The sequence below is a fragment of the Streptomyces sp. NPDC087300 genome, assembly GCF_044744425.1.
Taxonomy (GTDB): Bacteria; Actinomycetota; Actinomycetes; order Streptomycetales; family Streptomycetaceae; genus Streptomyces.
In genome coordinates, this window is record NZ_JBIUYI010000003.1 from 217,456 (window position 1) to 239,490 (window position 22,035).

Here is a 22,035-nt window from a genome sequence, read left to right on the forward strand (position 1 = left end):
TCCGGCACGCGCGGCCATGTCGATTCGTTGCAATTCGGTACATCTTGCCTATGTTGAGGCCGCACACGATCCGCATCTAGGCCTGGACGGCACGTTGACCATGAATCACCGCTTGAAGTGCGCCCTTCTCTCCGTCACCGCGGCCACGGCCGCGCTCCTCGGCACCCTGGCGGGACCGGCGACCGCGACCCCCGGCTCCCCCGAGGACCCCGCCCCGCAACCGGCCGCGACCGCGGCTCCCCGCCCGACGCTCACCGCGCAGGCCACGGAGCACACCGTGCGCGCCGCGCAGGAGTTCCGCGTCCTCGGCACGGCCGAGCACCTGCCGTCCGGCACCCCGGTCACCCTTCAGCAGTTGCAGGGCGCGCGGTGGGTGGACCTGCCCGCGACGGTGCGGACCACGGCGCGGGGGACGTACTCCCTGCGGGTCGTGCTCGACTACGTGGGAAGCAACTCCCTGCGCATGACCGGCGGCGGAGCCGTCTCGCCCGTCGTGCACGTCACGGTCCTGCCCGCTCCGGCGTGAGCGGTGACGTCCCGCCCAGCGCGGCCAGATAGCCGTCGAGCAGCGCCGTCTGGCGCTCCGGCGGGAACCGCGCCGGGTTGAACAGGGCCTGGACGACCAGGCCGAGCACGAAGGACTGGGCGCCCGCCGCGATGTCCGCCGGGTCACCGGCGGACAGTTCGCCCCTCTCCTGGGCCGTCGCCACCAGGTCGCGGAGCTTGTCGCGGCTCTGCCCGTACATCCGGGCGTGCGCGGCGCTCAGTTCGGGATCCGCGAGGGCGACGTCCCAGGAGGAGACCCAGACCCGGTTGCTCGCGGTGGCCTCCTCGGTCAGCGGCAGGATGTCGAGCAGGGCGGCGCGGACGGCGGCGAGGCCCGCGCCCGCGGCCCTGCGCGGCCGCGCCGCGCTGCGCGTGGCGAGCAGGTCGAGCGCGTACGCGACCAGGTCGCGCTTGGCCGGGAAGTAGTGCGTGAGCAGGCCGGTGGTCGCACCGAGTTCGGTGGCGACGGCGCGCATGGTCAGACCGCCGAACCCGTGCGCGGCGAGCACCCGCCAGACCGCCTCGGACACATCGCGACGGCGGGCCTCGTGATCTCCCTTGTTGCGTGGTGGCATGGTGCTACCGTACATAGTCATAACGTTTGTTGTGTGAATGCGAGGTCACCCATGTTCTCCCTGCCGCTGCGGGACGACGCCCAGCTCCGGCCGCTCGAACCGTGGCACGCCGAGGAGTTCGCGGCCCACCTCGACCGCGCCCGCGACCACATCAGGCCCTGGGTGGGCCCGGCCTTCGTCACCGACGACGTCGAGGGGGCGCGGGCCACCCTGCGCAGGTACGCGGAGCGCCAGGCCGCCGACGGCGCCCGGCTCTTCGGCATCTGGCGCGAGGGCACGCTGATCGGCGGCGTGATGTTCGTGGCCTTCGACGCCGCGTCGGGCATCTGCGAGATCGGCTGCTGGCTGGAGCCCGCGGGCGAGGGCCACGGCCTGATCACCGAGGCCTGCCGCGCCCTGCTCGACTGGGCGTTCACCACCCGGGGGCTGTTCCGCGCCGAGTGGATCTGCCGCGCCGACAACGACCGCAGCGGCGCGGTGGCCGAGCGCCTCGGCATGACTCTGGAGGGTGTGCGCAGGGGCGCCTGGCCCTACCAGGGCGCCCGCTACGACAAGCAGATGTGGGCGCTGCTGGCCCCCGAGCACCGGGCCGCCCGCGCCTGACCCCGGCATCCCCGCACCCGCCCGCAGGGCCTCCCTGTCCCCTCGGGATACTCGGATCATGGAATGGGCACTGCGCTCCGCCGGGGCCGCGGACATAGAGACGATCGTCGAACTGCGGGCCGTGGTGATGCGGCCCGACCTGGAGCGGCTCGGCCGGTTCGATCCGCACCGGGTGCGCCGGCGGTTCCGTGACGCCTGCCGCCCCGAGCAGCTCTCGGTGATCGAGTCGGACGGCGCCTTCGTCGGCTGTGTCGCCCTGCGCCCCACCGATTCCGGGCACTGGCTGGAGCACTTCTTCCTGGACCCACGGGTCCAGGGGCAGGGCATCGGCTCGGCCGTCCTCACCGCGCTGCTGCGGCGCACCGACGCCGAGGGCGTGACCGTGCGCCTGAACGTCCTCCAGGGCAGCGCGGCGCGCCGCCTCTACGAACGGCACGGCTTCACGGTGGAGCGCGAGGACCCGGTCGACGTCTTCATGGCCAGGGCGCCGGGCGCCGTGAGCCGCCCGGTAGCCTCGCGATCATGTTCATTCTCGAATTGACCTACACCGCGCCCGTCGCCGCCGTCGACGAGCAGATGAAGGCCCATGTGGCGTGGCTCGACGAACTGTACGAGGCCGGTGTCTTCCTCGCGTCCGGGCGCAAGAACCCGCGCGACGGCGGCGTGATCATCGCCGTCGCCGACGACCGCGCGCGGATCGAGGAGATCACCGCGCAGGACCCGTTCACGCTCGCCGGGGTCTGCGAGTACCGCGTCACCGAGTTCATCGCGACGAAGACGGCGCCTGGACTCGGCGCGTACCGTGAGCAGTTGCCCGCGTAGTCCGCCGGAGATGCGGCCATCGGCCTGCGGGCCGGTGGAGGGCTGGTCGCGCCCCGCGGCGGAGCCGCGGATTGATACAGCCCCGCGCCCCCGACGGGGCACTCAGCGCCTCTCCAAGCGGGCGATCCGTCCCTTCTCCCCGGATGCCCAGCAGCTTCCGTCGCGGACGCAGTCCACCGTGTCGTACGACCCGGTGTCGACCGTCCGCCAGGTGCGCCCGCCGTCCCGTGTGACGTCGGTGCCGGTCGGGCCGACGGCGAGTGCCGTGGCGCGGCCGTGCGGGAACCAGACGACGCCGGAGCGGTAGGCGGGCGGCGGCCGGTCGGAGGGGTGCCAGGTGCGGCCGCCGTTCCCGGTGACGGCGGCCGCCTTCGGGGACGGCTGGTCGGCCCGGTAGTCGCCGCCGACCGCGATCCCGTGCGTACGGTCGCGGAACGCGAGGCCGAACACGCCGCGGGCCGGATCGCCCGCCGGGATCGGGGCGTCGGTCGCCCGCCAGGTCAGGCCGCGGTCCCGGGAGTGCAGGACACGCGCGCGTGCCGCCCCGCCGGTGGCCAGCCACACGTCCCGCGGGCCCGAGCTGACCAGGCACTGGCCGCTGGCCGCGAAGCCGGACTCGCCGTCCTGGGCCGCGGGCATCCCGGAGTTCGGCAGCACCTTCCAGGAGCGGCCGCCGTCGGCGGTGGACAGGATGCGGAACTTGCCGTCGACCGGGTCGCTCATGGCGAGGCCGTGGCGGCCGTCGAAGAAGGTCATGCAGTCGTAGAACGCCTTGGCGTCGGTGTTGCGGAAGGACTCCGTCCAGGTCGCTCCGCCGTCCTCGGTGCGCAGCACCCGCGAGGCCTCGCCCTCGCCGATGGCGAGGACCACGGCACGGCGGCCGTCGAAGGCCTCCACGTCACGGAATTCGAGCCCGGACGCGCCGGGCGGGGAGACATCGCGCCAGGTCTCGCCGCCGTCGGAGGTACGCAGGACGGTGCCCTTGGTGCCGGCCACCCAGGCCGTGCCGGAGCTGACGGCGGCCAGGCCACGGAACCGCGCGTCGCTCCCGCTGTCCTTGAGCTGCCAGCTCAGAGCCCCCTTCGGGGCCGCTCCCCCGGTGCCTTCCGGGTCCGCGGCGGCGCTCGACGGCGCCACGAGCGCGGCCCCCGCGAGCGCGGCACCGCACAGTCCCACGAACACCGCACGCCTCGACGACTTCGACTTCCCCATGCCCCTCATGGCGGGCGAAGCTAGCCGACTCACCGGGCCTCGTCCAGATGGCCTGAAGGCGTCCCCCCGGCGATGGTCGCAGGGAACCGTGGGCGCCTCCACGGTGTCGCGGTGACAGAGGTCACTCGGTCTCACCCGCTCTCCGTATGCACGGATCTCGTCATTCCGTCGTCTATTCAAGTGCCCGACCCCAGTCGTCAAGCAGTCAGTGAGGGAGCAGGCGTTGTCCACCGTCATCGAGCAAGCCGTAGAGGCCCGCCTCGTCGCCGCCGCGCCGCGGATGCCTACCATTCCCGCGACACTCCACTACGACCAGTGCGACCCCTTCGCCGTGCGCATGAGCTTCCCCGCGCCCGCGACCCTGGAGGGCGTGGAGGTCTACTGGACGTTCGCCCGTGAACTGCTGACCCACGGCGTGGAGCGGGCGGTCGGCGACGGCGACGTCCGCGTGCGCCCCTACGGCTTCGACCGCACGGTCGTGGAGTTCCACGCGCCCGAGGGCACCGCGATCGTCCACGTCCGCACCGGCGAACTCCGCCACTTCCTGCACCGCACCATGGCCCTGGTCCCGGCCGGCCAGGAGCACCTGCACGTCGATCTGGACCAGGACCTCGCCGAGCTGATGCGCGACGCGTGCTGACCGCCGCGTTCGCGGGCCCGCCCCACCGGGCCTGACGCAGCCAGCCCTCACCGGTCCCCGGTCCGCCCTTCGAGCAGCACCTCGCGCTTTCCGCAGTCGCCCGGAGCGCCCTCAGCCGCCCCCGCCCGACGCGCGGGCCGCCTCGGCCGACGAGACCGCGGAGGCCAGCGCCTTGCGCAGGTTCTCCATCACCGCCCGCAGCTCCGGCGAAGCGCCGCCCGCCCGCTCGGTCAGCGCGTCGACCCTGTCCCGGTAGCGCCTGCGGTCCTTGCCGGACACGACCGTGCGCAGTTTGCCGGTGGCCGCGCACATGACCAGGGCCGCGTCGGCCTCGGACACCTCGGCGACGGGCTGCGTGCCGCGCAGCACCGAGAGCGCCTCCGCGTGCAGCACCTCCACATGGCCCACCCGCTCCAGGACGTAGCGCCTGGCGGGGAAGAGGCCGAGGATCCTGCCGCGCTCCGTCCGCAGATAGCCGTCCGCGACCAGCTGGTCGCGGACCGCGCTCAAGGTGCCGCGCGAGCGGTGGGTGAGCCAGCCGCGCCAGGTGCGCGGGCGGGACTGCTCGACGAGTTCGGCGAGGCCGTCGAGCGCCGTGTCGCCGGTACGGGCGCCGACGACCGGGGTGACGATGCGGTCCTCCTCGAAGAGCACTCCGCGCCGGGCGAGCTCGGCGAGCGCGCCTGCCCTGACGGCCAGATGCAGATCGGGCGCTCCGGTGACCTTGCCCCGGTGCGTGTTCCAGGCCAGCAGGAAGAGCCTGGCGGGCAGTGACAGCGTTCCGTAGTGCACGGCGCCTCCTCGTGCCGATCGCCACGGTGGGCGGGGGCCACGATAAAACGTTGACATACCCAGGGGCCCCTCCTACGGTGTACAGCGGTTCTGTTGCCGTCGATAGGAGAAGGACGTTGCTCGTCTGAGGTCATGAGACACCGCGTCACACAGCCGCTTCACGCTGTGTACGTCGTTGTGCGACCTCGGCATCCGAGCCGTCCCGTCCCCCCGGCACAGGCCTTCTCTCTTTCCGGCCTCTCCTCCGCCGCGGTGTCTCGAACGCGTTGCCCCTGACCGCGCTCCACACACGCAACCGCGAGGCCTGTATGTCTACCTCCCCCCTCTCCCTCACCTGCACGTCGCTCACCTTCGGCTGGCCGGACGGTACCGCCGTCTTCGACGGCCTCCAGATGGCCTTCGGGCCCGGCAGGACCGGCCTCATCGGCACCAACGGGTCCGGGAAGTCAACCCTGTTGAAGCTGATCGCCGGAGAGCTGACGCCCACCGAAGGGGCCGTCAAGGTCACCGGTGAGGTCGGCTACCTGCCGCAGAACGTCACCCTGGACACCGGTCTGCGCGTCGACGAGGTGCTCGGCATCGCCACGCGGCGCGCCGCGCTGCACGCCATCGAGGCGGGCGACGCGGCCGAGGAGCACTTCACCGCGATCGGCGACGACTGGGACGTCGAGGAGCGCGCCCGCGCCACCCTCGACGAGCTCGGGCTCGGCCACATCGGCCTGGACCGCACCACGGGCGAGGTGTCCGGCGGCGAGTCGGTGCTGCTGCGCCTGGCCGCGCTGCTGCTGCGCAGGCCCGACGTGCTGTTGCTCGACGAACCCACCAACAACCTCGATCTGTACGCCCGGCGGCGCCTGTACCGGGCCGTCGAGGCGTGGTCCGGGGTCCTGGTCGTGGTCAGCCACGACCGTGAACTCCTGGACCTCGTCGACCAGATCGCCGATCTGCGCGACGGCGAGGTGACCTGGTACGGCGGCAACTTCTCCGCCTATGAGGAGGCCCTCGCCGTCGAGCAGGAGGCGGCGGAGCGCATGGTGCGCGTCGCCGAGTCCGACCTGAAGAAGCAGAAGCGCGATCTGGCCGACGCCCAGGTCAAGCTGGCCCGCCGCAAGCGGTACGGCCAGAAGATCCAGGACAGCGGGAGCCTGCCGAAGATCCTCGTGGGCGCGCGCAAGCGGGCCGCGCAGGAGTCGGCGGGCAAGCACCGCATCATGCACCAGGAGAAGCTCGCCGAGGCCAAGGAGCGCCTGGACGACGCAGTCGATGCGGTGCGGGACGACGACGAGATCCGCGTCGACCTGCCGCAGACCCTGGTCCACCCCGGGCGCACCGTGCTCACCCTCAGCGGCCTCGAACTGCACTACGGCGCGCGGGTGGCGGGCGAGTTCGAGCTGCGCGGCCCCGAGCGGATCGCGCTGATCGGGCGCAACGGCGCGGGCAAGACCACGCTGCTCCGTACGATCGCCGGGGAGCTCGACGCGGTCCGCGGCGAGGCGCTCACGCACGTGCCGATGCGGTTCCTGCCGCAGCGCCTCGACGTGCTCGACGACGAGCTGACCGTCGCCGAGAACGTCCGGGCGTACGCTCCAGAGGCGACCAACAACCGGATCAGGGCGCGGCTCGCCCGGTTCCTGTTCAAGGGCGCCAAGGCCGATCAGCGGGCGGCGACCCTGTCGGGCGGCGAGCGGTTCCGCGCGGCGCTCGCCGCGCTGCTGCTCGCGGAGCCCGCGCCGCAGCTCCTGATGCTCGACGAGCCGACGAACAACCTGGACATGGCGAGCGTGCGACAGCTGTCGACGGCCCTGGAGTCCTACCAGGGGGCGCTGATCGTGGCCAGCCACGACGTGCCGTTCCTGGAGTCCATCGGCATCACGCGGTGGCTGCTGCTCGACGGCGAGCTGTCCGAAATCACCCAGGAAAAGAAGACAGAAGCTGTCGGGTATTCCGGCTAGCTTCGGCTGCATGGACCAGCTCAGCCACCAGTTCATCACCATCGCAGGGGCCCGCGAGAACAACCTCAAGGAGGTGAGCCTGCGCATCCCGAAGGGCCGTCTGACGGTCTTCACCGGGGTCTCCGGGTCCGGAAAGTCGTCGGTCGTGTTCGACACGATCGCGGTCGAGTCGCAGCGCCAGCTGAACGAGACGTTCACCTGGTACGTCCGCAACCGGCTGCCCAAGTACGAGCGGCCGCACGCGGACACCATCGAGGACCTCTCGCCCGCGATCGTCGTCGATCAGCGGCCGATCGGCGGCCACTCCCGCTCGACGGTGGGCACGATGACGGACATCTACTCGGTGATCCGGGTGCTGTTCTCCCGGCACGGCACCCCGAGCGCGGGCCCGGCGGCCGCGTACTCGTTCAACGACCCCTCGGGCATGTGTCCCGAGTGCGACGGACTCGGCCGCACCGTGCGGCCCGACTACGACCGCATCCTGGACCCCGCCAGGTCCCTGGCGGACGGCGCGATCCTCTTCCCGCCGTTCGCCGTGGGGACCTGGCAGGGCCAGACGTACACCAACACCACCGATCTGGACACCGGCAAGCCCGTCGGTGAATTCACCGCAGCGGAGCGGGAGTTCCTGCTGCGCGGCGGCCGGGGCAGGAAGAAGGTCAAGGTCGACAACACCGGCGGCGCGCGGGACATCGACTACGAGGGCCTCGCCGACCGCTTCGAGCGGCTCTACCTCAACCGCGACCTGTCCACGCTCGCCCAGCGCACCCGCGACATGGTGCAGGAGTTCCTCCACGAGGGCCGCTGCCCGACCTGTGACGGCGCCCGGCTCAACGCGGCCGCGCTGGCCACCCGCATCGACGGCCTGAGCATCACCGACTGCACCCGCATGGAGGTCACCGACCTCATCGGCGCGCTCGGCGGGATCCACGACCCGGTGGCGGGACCGATCGCCGGGGCCGCGGTGGCCGCCCTGGAGCGGATCGAGGCGATCGGCCTCGGCTACCTCAGCCTGGACCGCGAGACGTCCACCCTGTCCGGCGGCGAGGGACAGCGTCTGAAGATGGTGCGCCACCTCGGCTCCAGCCTGACCGGCATGACGTACATCTTCGACGAGCCCAGCGTCGGACTGCACCCGCGCGACGTGGGACGCCTGAACGATCTGCTGCTGCGGCTGCGCGACAAGGGCAACACGGTGCTCGTGGTCGAGCACGACCCGGACGTGATCGCGGTCGCCGACCACGTCGTCGACATGGGCCCGCGGGCGGGCACGGGCGGCGGTCTCGTCGTCTTCGAGGGCACCCCGCAGGAGCTGCGCCGCGCGGACACGCTCACCGGGCGCCAGCTGCGCCGCACCAGGGACGTCAAGGAGCATCCGCGTGAGGCGAGCGGCGGGCACTGGGTCCAGGGCGCCGATCTGCACAACCTCAAGGACGTGAGCGTGCGGGTGCCGACCGGGGTGCTCACGGCGGTGACGGGGGTGGCGGGCTCCGGCAAGAGCACGCTGGTGACGGGGGCCTTCGTGCCCGCGCACCCCGACGCCGTGGTCGTCGACCAGTCGGCGATCGGCATCTCGGGCCGCTCGACCCCGGCCACGTACCTCGGGATCATGGACACCCTGCGCAAGCTGTTCGCGCGCGAGACCGGCCGGCGGGCGAGCCTGTTCAGCTTCAACTCGCAGGGTGCGTGCGAGCGTTGCCAGGGCCGCGGGATCATCTACAGCGACCTCGCCTTCATGGACCCGGTGACCACGACCTGCGAGGCGTGCGAGGGGCGCCGGTTCAAGGACGAGGTGCTGCGGCTCACCGTCGGCGGCCGGTCGATCGTGGACGTCCTGGAGATGACCGCGGAGCGGGCCCTGGACTTCTTCGACGGGCTCGGCGGCGGCTTCGACGACAAGGGCGTACGCCGCCGGCTCGGCGCCCTGCGGGACGTGGGCCTGACCTATCTCACGCTCGGCCAGCCGCTGAGCACGCTCTCCGGCGGCGAGCGCCAGCGCATCAAGCTCGCCACCCAGCTGCACCGCACGGGCACGACGTACGTCCTGGACGAGCCGACCACCGGGCTGCACATGGCCGACGTCGACGGGCTGCTCGCGCTGCTCGACCGGCTGGTCGACGCGGGCAACACCGTGGTCGTCGTCGAGCACAACCTCGACGTGGTCAAGCACGCGGACTGGGTGATCGACCTGGGGCCCGACGGCGGCAAACACGGCGGGCAGGTCGTCTTCGAGGGCACACCCGCCCAACTCCTGGACGCCACCGGGTCGTTCACGGCGGATCATCTGCGCGGCACCCTGGGCCGGGAGCGTGCGCACGCTGCATGATGTGCGGCACCGCCCCGTCACCGTAGGGAGTCGCCGCCGTGCCCAGCAAGAAGGCCCTGATCCGCCGCCCGGGACCGCGCATCGCGGAGGGCCTGGTCACCGGGGTGCGCCCGCCGGTCGATCCGGGCCTCGCGCTGCGCCAGTGGGCGGCGTACGTGGAGACGCTCGCGGCGCACGGCTGGCAGACCCTCGAAGTGGAGCCCGCCGATCACTGCCCGGACGCGGTCTTCGTCGAGGACACGGTGGCCGTCTTCCGCAACGTGGCCCTGATCGCCCGGCCCGGCGCCCCCTCCCGGCTCGACGAGACGCCGGGCGTGGAGGAGGCGGTGGCCCGGCTCGGCGCCTCGGTGAACTGGGTGTGGGAGCCGGGCACGCTGGACGGCGGCGACGTCCTGAAGGTCGGCGACACGGTCTACGTAGGGCGCGGCGGCAGGACCAACGCGGACGGGGTGCGGCAGCTGCGGTCGGCCTTCGAGCCGCTCGGGGCGCGCGTCGTGGCCGTGCCGGTGTCCAAGGTGCTGCATCTGAAGTCCGCGGTGACGGCGCTGCCCGACGGGACGGTCATCGGATACGAGCCGCTCGTCGACCATCCCTCGCTCTTCCCGCGCTTCCTGCCCGTGCCCGAGGAGGCGGGCGCGCACATGGTGCTCCTGGGCAGCGGGAAACTGCTGATGTCGGCGAGCGCGCCCAGGAGCGCGGAGCTCCTGGCCGATGCCGGGTTCGACCCGGTTCTGGTCGACATAGGGGAGTTCGAAAAACTCGAAGGCTGTGTGACGTGCCTCTCAGTCCGACTCCGTGACCTGTACGCCTGACCAGTAATGAGGCGGTAGTCACGACAGGGGCTGGAGAGGGTGTGGCCACGAGGCCCTTTACGGGGGGTTTAACCTACGGCAACGTAACCTACGACACCGTAGGTAGGTGGTGCACCGCTCGCACCGCTTGCGCGTAAGAACTCCCGTCCCCCTCTGGAGCCCCCGTGACGATCACCTCTCCCCACCTCGGCAGCGCGGACAGCTGGACCGACGCCCGGCTGCTCTACGCGCTGGAGGAAGTGGTCGAGCAGGAACTCAATCGCCACCTGAAGGTGGCCAAGGACTGGATGCCCCACGAGTACGTCCCGTTCTCCGACGCCCGCAACTTCCCGGGCTTCTTCGAGGACGGCGAGGCGTGGGAGAAGGGCCAGTCCCCCGTCACCGACATCGGGCGCATCGCCCTGGTCGTCAACCTGCTGACCGAGGACAACCTCCCCAGTTACCACCACGAGATCGCCTCGCTCTTCGGCCGCGACGGCGCCTGGGGCACCTGGGTGCACCGCTGGACGGCCGAGGAGGGCCGCCACGGCATCGTGATGCGCGACTACCTGCTCGCCTCGCGCGCCGTCGACCCGGACCAGCTGGAGCGGTTCCGGATGCAGCACATGAGCGAGGGCTTCGAGTCGGACAACCGGCACTCGATGCTGCACTCGGTCGCGTACGTCGCCTTCCAGGAGCTGGCCACGCGCATCTCGCACCGCAACACCGGACACCAGTCGGGCGACCCGGTCTGCGACCGGATGCTGGCGCGCATCGCCACCGACGAGAACCTCCACATGGTCTTCTACCGGAACCTGCTCAAGGCCGCCTTCGAGCTCGCACCCGACCTCACGATGCAGGCCGTGCGCGACGTGGTCGTGAACTTCCGCATGCCGGGCCACGGCATGCCGGGCTTCGAGCGGGCCGCCGCCCAGATGGCCATCGGCGAGGTCTACAACATGCGCATCCACCACGACGACGTGCTCCAGCCCGTGCTGCGCCACCTGAAGGTCCTGGAGATCGACGGGCTCGGCCCGGAGGGCCTCAAGGCCCAGGAGGAGCTGGGCCTCTTCATGGGCGGCCTGGACGCCGAGGCCTCGAAGTTCGACGAGCGGCTCGCCGCGCGCAAGGCGCGGATGGCGGCCAGGGGCGCCTGACCGCCCGGCCGACAGAGGGGGGCGCGCCGCGCGGCTCAGCACCGCGCCCCGGCGCGCGCCCCCGACCCTCGGCCACCGGCCACCGGCAGGCCACCCTGCCGCACCGATTTACGCCCGCCCTCCCCGGTGCAACTGTGGGCGAGGGGGTGGAACCCATGGCGCAGACCCATGAGTGGATGTTCTACGAGGTCATGTGGCGCAGCTGGGCGGGCAGGGCGCAGGTGCCCTATCCCGTTCCCTGGTGGACGCAGCAGGCCTTCCGGCGCTGGAGCGACGACTTCGACGCCGGGACGTACGACTCGAAGGAGGCGGCGCTCGCCTCCAACGCCCTGTACCGCTACTGGCACATGGTGGGCGTGAAGGACCACCGCCAGGAGTCCCTGATCGGGCAGGCCGGTGAGATCGAGCCGGTCTACGACAAGTACTGCCTCTCCTTCTTCCTCTACGACCCGGCGACCGGCGCCCTGCACCTGCCGCAGCTCACCGACGGCGGCACGGTCGGCCAGCGCATGGAGGCACCGCACCTGCCGGTCGTCCTCACCGACTTCCGCACGCCGGACGGTGTCGCGTTCGTGCAGCGGACGTTCGCCACGGCGATCGGCGCCCGGCAGCGCGACCTCGTGGTCACCCGGCTCACCGTGGGCACCGCGACCGGCCAGCCGCGCGAGGGCTGGCTCTGCGCGGCGGTCATGCCCGCGGGCCCGAGCGGCTTCCAGCGGCACGACCGCAACGGGCGGCAGATCACCGACCGCAGGCTGACGTTCCTGCGCCATCTGCCCGAGGAGAACCGGGTGGAGACGAACAGCGGCTGGGGCCCGGTGTTCGACACCGCTCCAGAGCAGTACGGCGTGTACGGCAACCCCGACTTCTCCGCCGACCCGGACTCCTATCTGGCCCACAGCCCCTTCCACGACCTGGTCATGGGCGGCAAGCTGAACGGCGCCCGGCAGGCCCAGGACCAGGTGGCCGGGCTGTGCAGCGCGGCGTTCGCCTGGCCCTTCCGGGTCGCCGACGACGAGATGTTCGAACTGGACGTGCGGCTGCCCGTCGATCTGTACGGCGGCGCGGCCGACCTCGCCGAGATCAGGGCGACCCCGGCCGCCGAACTGGAGGAGAGCAACCGCGCGTTCTGGACGGCCAAGCTGCTCGGACAGGGCGTCCAGCCCGAACTGCCGCGCCCCGTGGCCCACTTGACGGACCTGTTCCGCGAGGCGCGCTCGCAGCTGCTCATCCTCTCCGACCAGGGCGAGATCCATCCGGGCCCGACCGTCTACGACTCGTTCTGGATCCGCGACTCGTCGGTGGAGGCCACCGCCTGCTCCCTGGTGGGTGACGCGACGCTGGCCGAGCGCCAGTTGGGCACGCACTATCCGCTGAAGTTCAACCGGGGAACCGGCCGGATCGGGCCGTGCGCCGAGTACGGCTTCTACGGCGGCCCGCACGAGCGTGACGACCGCGAGTGGGACAGCAACGGCCAGGCGCTCTGGGCGATCGGCCGGCTCGACCGCACGCTGGGCAGGAGCGCCGCGTTCGGCACCAAGCTGTACACGCCGTACGTCGTCGACGGCGCCCGCTGGCTGCGGGACAACCGCGACCCGAACGGGCTGCTGCACAGCGGCTGGAGCGCCGAGCACCTGGGCGAGCGCGACAAGCCGCACTACTGGGACGACCTGTGGGCGCTGGCGGGTCTCTACGAGGCGGCGCGGCTCGCGGAGCGCATCGGCTCGCCGGACGTGCCCGAACTCTGGGCGGCCTTCGACGACCTGAAGCGCGCCACGGCCGCGTCCATCCGCTGGGTCCTGGACGAGCAGCGCAGGCGCGGCGCCTGGGAGACGTACATCCCCACCGGGCCCGGGGACGTCGGACGGCTCGACTCTACGATGATCGGCGCGGCCGCGTTCTTCCATCCGCTGCGGCTGCACATGGGCAGCAAGCTCGGCCCCGACATCGACCGGGCCGCGCGCTTCACCCTGGACACCATGTACGCCCACTTCGTGGCGGGCGGCTACCGGCACGAGGCCGCGTGGAACGCCTACGGGCCCTACCTCACCACGCAGTTGGCGCACGCCTACCTGCTGGCGGGTGATCCGGTGCGGATGGACTCGCTGCTCGGCTGGATCGTCGGTGCGGCCTTCCCGCGCACCCAGGAACGGGCGGTGGCGCTCGGCGCGTGGAACGAGCAGCACGCCTTCACGCTCGCCTCCGGCTTCCACGAAGTGCCCGCCCGCCACTGGTACATGGGCGACATCCCGCACGGCTGGGCGGCGGCGGAGTACCTGCTGCTCATCCGCGACATCCTGCTCTTCGAGGCGGACGAGGACGGCGATCCGCATCTGTACATCGCACCGGGGGTGCGCCCGCACTGGGTGCCGGACGGCGACACGGTGGCGGTGGAGTCCGCGCCGACGCTGTTCGGCGAGCCCTTCGGGTACCGGCTCACGCATGACGCGGGCGACCGGACCGTGGCCGTGGAGGTCACCCAGGCGCCGGAGCGGGTGCGGTACGTCTATCCGTGCCGGTTCGGACCGGTGCGGGCCGCCTCGGCGGACGGCCGGCAGCTGCCGGTCTCCGGCGACGACGTGCATGTCCCCGCAGGGACGCGGCACTTCACGGTGACGTACGCCTGAGTCCGGCGGCGACGTACGCCTGCGTCCCGCGGCGACGTACGCCAGAGGGCCCCGGCGTGTGCCTGGGGCCCTCTTGATGTCGGTCGTCGGAGGTCTTATCGGCCCGACTGCTGTCTGAGGGCGTACCGCTCCTTCTCGGAGAGGCCTCCCCAAACGCCGAACCGCTCGTCGTTGGCGAGGGCGTACTCCAGGCAGGCGGGGCGCATCTCGCACATCCGGCAGATGTATTTCGCTTCGCGTACGGAACTGCCGGGCTCGGGGAAGAAGAAGTCCGCTCCGGTCTGGGCGCACAGCGCCTGCTCCTGCCAGGCCAGTTCGGGCTCGGCCGTCATCTCGATCTGCATGTCGCCGATGGTGCCCCGCGGCGCGAAACATTCGATCAACGAACGATCAACGAGGGGCCGGGCGCTGTTTCGCGGCCGGGCGGACAGCCCGTCCTGCCGGTGTCCCGCGCACGGCGCCGGGCCCGATGCCCCGATGAGGGCTGCCCTTCCGGCAGCCCTCCGAAACCCGCCGGGACCGAAGACTACGCCCCGGCCTGCTCACCGGGAGGCGAGGGCTGCAGCACGGCGAACCGGGCCCCCGCCGGGTCGGCCAGCTTGGCGAAGCGGCCCACGCCCTCCATGGAGACCGGCTCCATCCGCACCTCACCGCCGGTCCGCCGGGCCTTGGCGACCGCCTCGTCGCAGTCGTCCACCTGGAAGTACGGCAGCCAGTACGCCGTGGCTTCGGCGGGGTCGGAGTCCAGCGGGACCACGCCGCCGAACATGTCGTCCGCGGTGCCGTCGGCCGGGTGGACCATCGTGTACGAACCGCCGGGGAAGGGCATCTCGGTGGTTCCCCAGCCGAACACCGAGCCGTAGAACCCGAGGGCCGCGGTGACGTCCGGGGTGTACAGCTCGGCCCAGATCAGCCCGCCCGGTTCGTTCAGGACATCGAGGCCCTTGAGCTGCCCCTGCTGCCACACGGAGAACGGCACGCCCGCGGAGTCGGTGAGCCCGGCCATACGGCCGAAGTCGGCGATGTCCACGGCCTCGAAGAGCGTGCCGCCGCCGGCCTGCTCGACCGACTTCACGGTGGCGTCGACCTCCGGCGTGCGGAAGTACAACGTCCATGAGGGTGGGGCCTCGTCCGCCGGCATGGCCATCGCGCCCGCCGTGGTCCTGCCACCGAGCTGGAACTGGCTGTACCCGCCGAATTCGGGACCGCCCTGCTGAAGCTCCCAGCCGAACAGCTCGCGGTAGAAGGAGCTGACGCTGCCGAGGTCGGGGGCGCACATGTCCACCCATACAGGGGCACCCGTCGGGAAACGGCTATTGAGCATGATCGACTCCTTTGTCGTATCTCTTTTCCGTCTCCTCCGAGTCTGGCACCCGGCACTGACAATCCGCCTGTCGCCCCGCGGACCGCCCGTCCCGGTCCCGCCCCGGTCCTTCGCCGACCCCTCCCCGGGCCTCTCACGTCGCCATTTCCTGAAGACAGAAGATTTCTGAGAGCGCTCTCAGTCACATCTCTTGACGCCCCATTCCCCCCGCCGCAACAGTGGTGCACACCCCCACACCCCCCACCGCAGGAGACCTTCCGTGATATCGCGCCGAACGTTCCTGACCGCCACCGCGGGCGCCGCGGGTGCCCTCACCTATCCCGTCTGGGGCAGCGCCCTGAGCCCCGGCGCCCGCGCCGGGGGCAGGGCCGCGCCCGCCACCTGCGAGCTCGCCCTGCGGAACAAGTCGCTGCCCGGACAGGTGCGCGCGTACGTCACCGGGCACGAACAGGGCACGGACCGCTGGGTACTGCTCAAGCCCGACGGTGGCGTCTACCGGCCCGACTCACCCTCGGCGCCGCAGACCCCGCTGCCCGTCGACTGCGCCATCCCGCTCGGCGCCGCCGGTTCGGCCCCCAAGGTGCTGACCCTGCCTCAGATGTACGGCGCCCGCGTCTACTTCGTGCGCGACGACAAGCTCGACTTCTTCCTCAACCCGGGCCCCTCCCTGGTCGAGCCCGCCTTCGCCACCCGCGAGGACCCCAACTACGGGCGCACCTGGTCGTTCTGCGAGTTCACCTTCAACCCGCAGCAGCTGTACGCCAACATCAGCTATGTCGACCTGGTGACCGCGCTGCCCATCGGGCTGACGCTGGAGGGCGACGGCACGCACTCCGTCGCCCCGTTGCCCGACGGGGCCGTCGACAAGATCGCCGCGGATCTGGCGGCGCAGACCGGCAAGGACGGGCAGCCGTGGGACAAGCTGGTCATCCGCGGTGACGACGGCGGCGTCCTGCGCGTCATCTCGCCCCAGAACCTGATGGCGCCCTACTTCGACCGGCCCGACCAGATGCCGTTCCGCGACGTGTGGAACGGCTACATCGACCAGGTGTGGGAGAAGTACCGCTCCACCGACCTGAAGATCGACCTCCAGGGCGGCAGGGGCGTGTTCACCGGGCGGGTCAGCGGCGACGTGCTGACCTTCAACGGCGGCCACTCCTTCGCCAAGCCGACGTCGAAGGACATCTTCACCTGCAACCACGGCCCGTTCGCCAACAACCCGGGCGACCCCGACGACAAGAAGGGCCTGCTCGCCAGGCTCGCCGCCGGGTTCAACCGCAGCATCATGCTCACCCACCCCGAGCAGCCCAACGGCTCGACCTCCGGCGACTACTACCGGGACGCGGTCACCAACCACTGGTCCCGGGTGGTGCACGCCAACTCCCCCATCGGGTACGCGTTTCCGTACGACGACGTGCGGCCGGACGGACAGCCGGACGTGTCGGGCGCGGCGCACGACGGGAACCCGCGGCGGTTCACGGTGAGCGTCGGTTCCTGACGCGGCGGCCGCACCGCCCGGTCACGCCGAGGCCCTGCGCACCAGTGACGTCGGCAGCACCACGCCGGACGGCCTGGCCGCGGGGTCCTCGTCGCGCCCCCGCAGCAGCATCCGGGCCATCAACCGGCCCATCTCCTCGATGTCCTGACGCACCGTCGTCAGCGGCGGGTCCACCTGTTCGGCGACCGGCAGCATGTCGTCGAAGCCGACCACGGCCACGTCGTCCGGCACCCTCCTGCCGCGCTCGCGCAGCACCCGCAGGGCGCCGGACGCCGACAGGTCGTTGGCCGCGAAGACCGCGTCCACGTCCGGGCAGGTGTCGAGGAGCGTGCGCATCGCGCGCTCGCCGCCCGCGGGGGTGAAGTCGCCCTCGACGATCAGCCGCGGGTCGGCGTCTGCCAGGACGTCGCGGAAGCCGTCGAGCCGGTCGACCGCGGAGGTCTGGTCGAGCGGCCCGGTGATGTGCGCGACCCGGTCGCGCCCGAGGCCGACCAGATGCCGCACGGCCTCGCGCGCGCCGCCCCGGTTGTCGCAGTCGACGTACGGGGCGCCGGGCCCGCCGGAGACGGGGTCCGACCAGCCGGGCCGCCCGCCGAACACGGTGGGCACCCCGGCGCGGCGGATGATGCCGGGCAGCGGGTCGTCCAGGTGCAGCGAGAAGACGAGCGCGCCGTCGACGTGCCCGCCCGCGAGATACCGGCCGACCCGCTCGTGGTCGTCCCGCCCCTCGGTGAGTAGCAGCACGAGCTGTACGTCGTGCCCGGTCAACTCCTTGCTGATGCCGCGCAGTTGCAGCGCGAAGAACGGGTCGGCGAACACCCGCGTCTCCGGCTCGGCGATCACCACGGCGACGGCGTCGTGGCGCCTGGTGACCAGGCTGCGGGCGGCCCGGTTGGGCACGTAGCCGAGCTCGTCGACCGCGCGCCTGACTCTCACGGCGAGCACCTCCCGTACGCCCGCGTCGCCGTTGACGACGCGCGAGACGGTGGCCCGGGACACCCCGGCCCGTGCGGCGACGGCCTCCAGCGTGGGGCGCGGCGCGGCGCTCGACTCCTCGGTCACCTTGGTCTCTCCTCCCCGACGGCCACGGAACGGCCCTTCGGGGCCGCCGTCGGGAATCATCCTCCCGCATCGCGCTGCCGGGGGATGACTCAGGGAGGCGCCGACGCCCACGGAGAGGCACCCACGTCGACGCACGCGGCCCGACGACACCGCCGCCGCACCCGTAAGCCGCGCGCCGCTTCCGAACTCCCGTACCGCACGGCTATCTTGGGCGCGTCTCCTCCCCCTTGGGGGAAGGGCGTGACGCCTCCCCAGGTGTCACACCTTCGGCCACACCCGCCCCGCTCAGTGATGGTGCTGCCCCGCCTCCCCCGACGACTTCTTCACGCCTTCCGCGCCCTTCGCGTCCTTCGTGTCCTTCGACCCCTTCGCCGCCGCGCCGTGATGCGGCTCGTAGTCCGGGATCGTCCCGTCCGCCTTCTTGACCAGGAAGAGGCCCGCCATCCCCATGTCCGAGTGGCTCTGGACGTGGCAGTGGTACATCCAGGCGCCGGCGCCCACGCCCTCGCCCGCGATGACCTGGAATCCGAAGGAGTCGCCGGGTCCTGTGATCTTGTCGTCGAGGATCTGGCTGGGGTCGTCCGGGCCGGTCAGCATGCCCGTCCTGTTGTCCGCCCAGCGATGACCGTGCACGTGGAACGTGTGGTAGTACTCGCCGTGCGTGATCGAGACGAATTCGACCCGGTCGCCCACCGTGGCCTCGAAGGTGGGGCTGTCGTGGCCCGACTTGTTGTTGACCGTCATGTCGTTGAAGACGATCGTGCAGGTCTGGTCCGGCAGGACGTCGCCCTTGCGGCGCACGATCAGCGGCCCGTAGAGGCCCTTGCGCACGCCGCCGGTGCCGTGGTCGGTGCCGACCACGTGGTCGTGGTAGTGCCAGTAGCCCGCGGTCCCCGGCCGCCACGTGCCGTCCTTGCGGCGGCCCGGCGCGTGCGTGCGCCAGGTGTAGGTGCGCTTGCCGCCCGGCTCGACGTGGCTCTTGGTGTGCCGGGTGCCGTCGCTGGATATCTCGTAGTCCATGCCGTGGACGTGCAGGCTGGCGTCGACGTCCATGGTGTTCTCGAACTCGATGTGCAGCGTGTCGCCCTCGTTGAGTTCGATGAGCGGGCCGGGGATGGACGCCTTGCCCTTCTCCAGGCCGTAGCCCATCTGCCCGTCGGGGAGCTTCTCCGCGTACATCTTGATGCGTCTGACCTCACCGCCCGCGGGCGCGGTCCGCGGCGGCGCCTCGGCCGTGCTCGCGTCGGGCGCACCCGCGACCGACAACGATGTCACCCCCGCCGCCGCTGCCACGCCGCCCACGAGCATCCGCCGGTTGAAGCCGCGCCTGTCCAGGCCACTTCGGTCCGAGCTCCGTCTGTCCATGCCGAACTCCCCACTGCGGTACGGAGGGTGACGGGGCGCAGGAGGCCCCGGGGACGGCCACACGGTATCGGCGGGATCTTCGTTTATCCACACTCAGGACAAAGTTGGTGCTATCGCGGTCATACCTATTGGCGGCTGGCGAAAAGAGGTCTAGCTTCATCGGCGCTGTTGCTGTGACCGACGAGGGGTGGGTGTACTCATGCGGCTCACACCGCATCAAAGACCTTCGGATGTACGAGGGTTGAGCAGAGCACGACGCAGAACGAACCGCTCGCGGCGGGCCTGGGCGGCCGCCCTGCTGTCCGGCGCCCTGGTCACCGGGGCGCTCTCGGCGCAGGCCGCGTCCGCGCGACCGTACCCGGAACCGCCGTTGACAACGATGTCCCTGCCCTCGCCGCCCGGCGGGGCCAACGTGAAGGTGCTCGTCTTCCACGGCTCCGCCGCGGGCGGCGACGAGTCGCCGGTCGTGAACGCCGGGATCGAGGCCATCGAGAAGATCGGTCTCACGGGCCCCGCCGCGCAGCGCTTCAAGGTCGAGGCGACCGACGACCCCGCCGTGTTCACCAACGGGGCCAAGCTCGGCAAGTTCAACGCCGTGGCCTTCCTGACCGGCGGCGGCGACATCCTCGACCCCGAGCAGGAAGCGGGCCTTGAGGCGTACATGGAGGCCGGTGGCGGCTTCCTCGGCATCCATGACGCGGCCCGCGCCGAGCCGTACTCGAACTGGTTCACCGGCCTGATCGGCGCCAGGCCCGCCGACTCCAGCCCGACGGGCGTGCAGCGCGCCACCGTGGAGGTCGGCGACCGCGAGAACCCCGCGACCAAGGACCTGCCCCTCCAGTGGAAGCGCCCCGACCGGTGGCTGAACTGGACCAAGAACCCGTCCGGCGACGTGCACACGGTCGCCCGCGTCCGGGAGTCGACCTACCAGCCGGGCGACTCCAAGAACGGCTGGGACCACCCGGTCTCCTGGTGCCGCGACTACGACGGCGGCCGCTCCTTCTACACCGGCATGGGCGGCACCGCCTCCTCGTACGACGAGGCGGACTTCCGCGGCCATCTGCGCGGCGCCCTGCTCTGGACGACCCGCATCGCGCGCGCCGACTGCAAGTCGACGATCAACGCCAACTACCAGGCGCAGCGCCTGACGCAGGCCAACCAGCCGGGCCAGAACGACCAGATCGGCGAGCCGCACGGCCTGGTCACCGCGCCCGACGGGCGGGTGCTCTACATCGGCCGCGGCGGCGCCGACTCGTCCCAGCCGGTCGTCACCGACTGGAACGACCCCGACATCGGCAAGGGCAAGGGCGAGATCCACGTCTACGACCCGAGGACCAAGAAGTCGACGCTCGCCGGAGCGCTCTCCGTCTTCGGCAACAAGGGCGGCGGCGACGAGCTCGTCAAGGTCGAAGAGGGCCTGCTCGGCATCGAGTTGGACCCCAAGTTCGAGCAGAACGGGTGGGTGTACCTGCACTACACGCCCCACTCGAAGATCAACCGCGATACGCACATGGGCGAGCGCTACGTCTCCCGGTTCACGCTCGACCAGGCGACCAACAAGCTGGACATGGCCAGCGAGAAGGTGCTCCTGAAGTGGCCGGTGCAGATCCACAGCTGCTGCCACGCGGGCGGCGGGATGGCCTGGGACTCCAAGGGCAACCTCTACATCGCGACCGGTGACAACAACTCCTCGCGGTTCAGCGACGGTTACTCGGGCAACAACCCGCAGCCGAACTTCAAGGGCGTCTCCTTCGCCGACGCGCGCCGCACGGCGGGCAACACCAACAACCTCAACGGCAAGATCCTGCGCATCCACCCGGAGGCCGACGGGACGTACACGCTCCCCTCGGGGAACCTCTTCACCGGCAAGGAGCCGGACGAGGGCGGCGGCAAGACGCGCGGCGAGATCTACGTGATGGGCGTCAGGAACCCGGCGCGCATCTCCATCGACAAGAAGACCGACACCCTCTACGCGGGGTGGGTCGGCCCGGACGCCGGTGAGCCGTCGACGACGTGGGGCCCGGCCAAGTACGACACGTTCGCGGCGATCACGCACGCCTCCAACCGCGGCTGGCCGTACTGCATGGGCAACAACCAGCCCTACCGCGACCGCAATCTGCCGGACCCGACGAAGCCGCTGGGCTGGTACGACTGCAAGAACCTCAAGAACGAGTCGCCCAACAACGACGGCCTGGTGAACATCCCGCCGGCCGAGCCCAACAACATCTGGTACTCGCCGCAGGGCGGCGGCGTGGACTACCCGCGCGACGCCAACGGAGTACCGAGCTACAAGGCGTCCGAGCAGAAGCAGCTGCTCCCATGGCTCAAGGGCGGCGGCCAGGCCACCATGAACGGCCCGGTCTACCGCTACGACGCGGCGAGCACGAGCGCCGACAAGTGGCCCTCGTACTGGGACGGCAAGTGGTTCGTCGGCGACTTCTACGACGGCGACCAGCCGCGGCACGCGGTGCTCACCGATCCCAAGACGGTCGGCAGCGGCGGCCTTCCCATGCACGCCGAGTCGCTGCGGAAGATCATTCCGATCGGCAACGACGGCATCAAGAACCTCATGGACTGGAAGTTCGCGCCCGACGGCTCGCTGTACGTCCTCGACTACGGCCGCGGCTTCTTCACCTCGGACGCGAAGTCGGCGCTGTGGCGCGTGACGTACGAGGGCGGGGCGGCGACGCCGGCCGCCGACGACCTGGCAAGGAAGGCGGGCTGATGCGCTCCCCCACGACGA

19 protein-coding genes are annotated in these 22,035 nt (G+C 71.4%); 12 read left to right on the forward strand and 7 right to left on the reverse strand.

Annotation, left to right across the window (positions count from 1 at the left end):
- Positions 1–112 precede the first annotated feature (112 nt).
- Positions 113–526: a hypothetical protein gene (locus tag ACIO9J_RS11835; protein ID WP_401996432.1), complete on the forward strand. Its 414-nt coding sequence runs from the start codon at positions 113–115 to the stop codon at positions 524–526.
- On the opposite strand, the gene ACIO9J_RS11840 is transcribed toward ACIO9J_RS11835, so the two are convergent.
- Complete coding sequence (locus ACIO9J_RS11840; protein ID WP_401996435.1) at positions 501–1,121, reverse strand: TetR family transcriptional regulator C-terminal domain-containing protein; 621 nt, start codon at positions 1,119–1,121, stop codon at positions 501–503. The two genes, ACIO9J_RS11835 and ACIO9J_RS11840, sit on opposite strands and share 26 nt — an antisense overlap.
- Before the next feature lie 51 nt (positions 1,122–1,172).
- Between ACIO9J_RS11840 and ACIO9J_RS11845 the strand changes: the two genes are divergently transcribed.
- From ACIO9J_RS11845 to ACIO9J_RS11855, 3 genes are read left to right on the forward strand one after another with little or no spacing between them, the layout of a single operon-like run.
- Positions 1,173–1,724 carry a GNAT family N-acetyltransferase gene (locus ACIO9J_RS11845; RefSeq protein WP_401998508.1) on the forward strand — a complete coding sequence of 184 codons (552 nt, stop codon included), beginning with the start codon at positions 1,173–1,175 and terminating at the stop codon, positions 1,722–1,724.
- Positions 1,725–1,782: 58 nt separating this feature from the next.
- Positions 1,783–2,265 (forward strand): GNAT family N-acetyltransferase, encoded by a 483-nt coding sequence (locus ACIO9J_RS11850; RefSeq protein WP_401996438.1) that lies wholly within the window; start codon positions 1,783–1,785, stop codon positions 2,263–2,265.
- Positions 2,247–2,546: a YciI family protein gene (locus ACIO9J_RS11855; protein ID WP_401996441.1), complete on the forward strand. Its 300-nt coding sequence runs from the start codon at positions 2,247–2,249 to the stop codon at positions 2,544–2,546. The genes ACIO9J_RS11850 and ACIO9J_RS11855 overlap by 19 nt, the downstream gene beginning before the upstream one ends.
- Positions 2,547–2,648: 102 nt before the next feature.
- Here the strand turns inward: ACIO9J_RS11855 and ACIO9J_RS11860 are convergent, their stop codons facing one another.
- Positions 2,649–3,767, reverse strand: a complete 1,119-nt coding sequence (locus ACIO9J_RS11860) for a WD40/YVTN/BNR-like repeat-containing protein (RefSeq protein WP_401996444.1) — start codon at positions 3,765–3,767, stop codon at positions 2,649–2,651.
- A gap of 214 nt (positions 3,768–3,981) precedes the next feature.
- Between ACIO9J_RS11860 and ACIO9J_RS11865 the strand changes: the two genes are divergently transcribed.
- Positions 3,982–4,398: an SsgA family sporulation/cell division regulator gene (locus ACIO9J_RS11865; protein ID WP_401996447.1), complete on the forward strand. Its 417-nt coding sequence runs from the start codon at positions 3,982–3,984 to the stop codon at positions 4,396–4,398.
- Between the two features lie 111 nt (positions 4,399–4,509).
- On the opposite strand, the gene ACIO9J_RS11870 is transcribed toward ACIO9J_RS11865, so the two are convergent.
- Positions 4,510–5,190, reverse strand: coding sequence for a GPP34 family phosphoprotein (locus ACIO9J_RS11870; RefSeq protein ID WP_401996450.1), 681 nt, complete (start codon positions 5,188–5,190; stop codon positions 4,510–4,512).
- A gap of 308 nt (positions 5,191–5,498) precedes the next feature.
- Between ACIO9J_RS11870 and ACIO9J_RS11875 the strand changes: the two genes are divergently transcribed.
- The 5 genes from ACIO9J_RS11875 to ACIO9J_RS11895 all read left to right on the forward strand — a co-directional run bounded on the left by ACIO9J_RS11875 (position 5,499) and on the right by ACIO9J_RS11895 (position 14,043).
- The gene (locus tag ACIO9J_RS11875) at positions 5,499–7,142 is read left to right on the forward strand and encodes an ABC-F family ATP-binding cassette domain-containing protein (RefSeq protein WP_401996453.1); all 1,644 of its coding nucleotides are present in this window, start codon (positions 5,499–5,501) and stop codon (positions 7,140–7,142) included.
- Between the two features lie 10 nt (positions 7,143–7,152).
- Positions 7,153–9,468: an ATP-binding cassette domain-containing protein gene (locus ACIO9J_RS11880; RefSeq protein ID WP_401996456.1), complete on the forward strand. Its 2,316-nt coding sequence runs from the start codon at positions 7,153–7,155 to the stop codon at positions 9,466–9,468.
- Between the two features lie 38 nt (positions 9,469–9,506).
- A complete protein-coding gene (gene ddaH / locus ACIO9J_RS11885; RefSeq protein ID WP_401996459.1) occupies positions 9,507–10,280 on the forward strand; it encodes a dimethylargininase in 774 nt (257 codons plus the stop codon).
- Between the two features lie 164 nt (positions 10,281–10,444).
- On the forward strand, positions 10,445–11,416 hold the full coding sequence (locus ACIO9J_RS11890) for an acyl-ACP desaturase (RefSeq protein ID WP_401996462.1): 972 nt from the start codon (positions 10,445–10,447) through the stop codon (positions 11,414–11,416).
- 155 nt (positions 11,417–11,571) lie between these two features.
- Complete coding sequence (locus ACIO9J_RS11895; RefSeq protein ID WP_401996465.1) at positions 11,572–14,043, forward strand: hypothetical protein; 2,472 nt, start codon at positions 11,572–11,574, stop codon at positions 14,041–14,043.
- A 95-nt stretch (positions 14,044–14,138) separates the two neighbouring features.
- Here ACIO9J_RS11895 and ACIO9J_RS11900 read toward each other — a convergent pair whose 3' ends face one another.
- Entirely contained in the window at positions 14,139–14,387 is a 249-nt protein-coding gene (locus ACIO9J_RS11900) for a WhiB family transcriptional regulator (protein WP_401996468.1), read from the reverse strand.
- Positions 14,388–14,569: 182 nt separating this feature from the next.
- A complete protein-coding gene (locus tag ACIO9J_RS11905) occupies positions 14,570–15,367 on the reverse strand; it encodes a VOC family protein (RefSeq protein WP_401996471.1) in 798 nt (265 codons plus the stop codon).
- 259 nt (positions 15,368–15,626) lie between these two features.
- Here ACIO9J_RS11905 and ACIO9J_RS11910 point away from each other — a divergent pair, with 259 nt between their 5' ends.
- A complete protein-coding gene (locus tag ACIO9J_RS11910; protein ID WP_401996474.1) occupies positions 15,627–16,865 on the forward strand; it encodes a glycoside hydrolase family 64 protein in 1,239 nt (412 codons plus the stop codon).
- Between the two features lie 21 nt (positions 16,866–16,886).
- Here ACIO9J_RS11910 and ACIO9J_RS11915 read toward each other — a convergent pair whose 3' ends face one another.
- Positions 16,887–17,927: a LacI family DNA-binding transcriptional regulator gene (locus ACIO9J_RS11915; RefSeq protein WP_401996477.1), complete on the reverse strand. Its 1,041-nt coding sequence runs from the start codon at positions 17,925–17,927 to the stop codon at positions 16,887–16,889.
- A 285-nt stretch (positions 17,928–18,212) separates the two neighbouring features.
- Complete coding sequence (locus ACIO9J_RS11920; protein ID WP_401998511.1) at positions 18,213–19,262, reverse strand: multicopper oxidase domain-containing protein; 1,050 nt, start codon at positions 19,260–19,262, stop codon at positions 18,213–18,215.
- A gap of 229 nt (positions 19,263–19,491) precedes the next feature.
- On the opposite strand from ACIO9J_RS11920, the gene ACIO9J_RS11925 reads away from it, so the two are divergent.
- Complete coding sequence (locus tag ACIO9J_RS11925; protein ID WP_401996480.1) at positions 19,492–22,017, forward strand: ThuA domain-containing protein; 2,526 nt, start codon at positions 19,492–19,494, stop codon at positions 22,015–22,017.
- Positions 22,018–22,035: the final 18 nt, after the last annotated feature.

Excerpts from the sequence above, each read along its gene's own strand:
- ACIO9J_RS11925 (WP_401996480.1), top strand. The coding sequence starts at position 19,492 with ATGCGGCTCACACCGCATCAAAGACCTTCGGATGTACGAGGGTTGAGC.
- ACIO9J_RS11840 (WP_401996435.1), bottom strand. The coding sequence starts at position 1,121 with ATGCCACCACGCAACAAGGGAGATCACGAGGCCCGCCGTCGCGATGTG.
- ACIO9J_RS11875 (WP_401996453.1), top strand. The coding sequence starts at position 5,499 with ATGTCTACCTCCCCCCTCTCCCTCACCTGCACGTCGCTCACCTTCGGC.
- ACIO9J_RS11850 (WP_401996438.1), top strand. The coding sequence starts at position 1,783 with ATGGAATGGGCACTGCGCTCCGCCGGGGCCGCGGACATAGAGACGATC.
- ACIO9J_RS11855 (WP_401996441.1), top strand. The coding sequence starts at position 2,247 with ATGTTCATTCTCGAATTGACCTACACCGCGCCCGTCGCCGCCGTCGAC.
- ACIO9J_RS11860 (WP_401996444.1), bottom strand. The coding sequence starts at position 3,767 with ATGAGGGGCATGGGGAAGTCGAAGTCGTCGAGGCGTGCGGTGTTCGTG.
- ACIO9J_RS11905 (WP_401996471.1), bottom strand. The coding sequence starts at position 15,367 with ATGCTCAATAGCCGTTTCCCGACGGGTGCCCCTGTATGGGTGGACATG.
- ACIO9J_RS11900 (WP_401996468.1), bottom strand. The coding sequence starts at position 14,387 with ATGCAGATCGAGATGACGGCCGAGCCCGAACTGGCCTGGCAGGAGCAG.
- ACIO9J_RS11880 (WP_401996456.1), top strand. The coding sequence starts at position 7,153 with ATGGACCAGCTCAGCCACCAGTTCATCACCATCGCAGGGGCCCGCGAG.
- ACIO9J_RS11895 (WP_401996465.1), top strand. The coding sequence starts at position 11,572 with ATGGCGCAGACCCATGAGTGGATGTTCTACGAGGTCATGTGGCGCAGC.
- ACIO9J_RS11845 (WP_401998508.1), top strand. The coding sequence starts at position 1,173 with ATGTTCTCCCTGCCGCTGCGGGACGACGCCCAGCTCCGGCCGCTCGAA.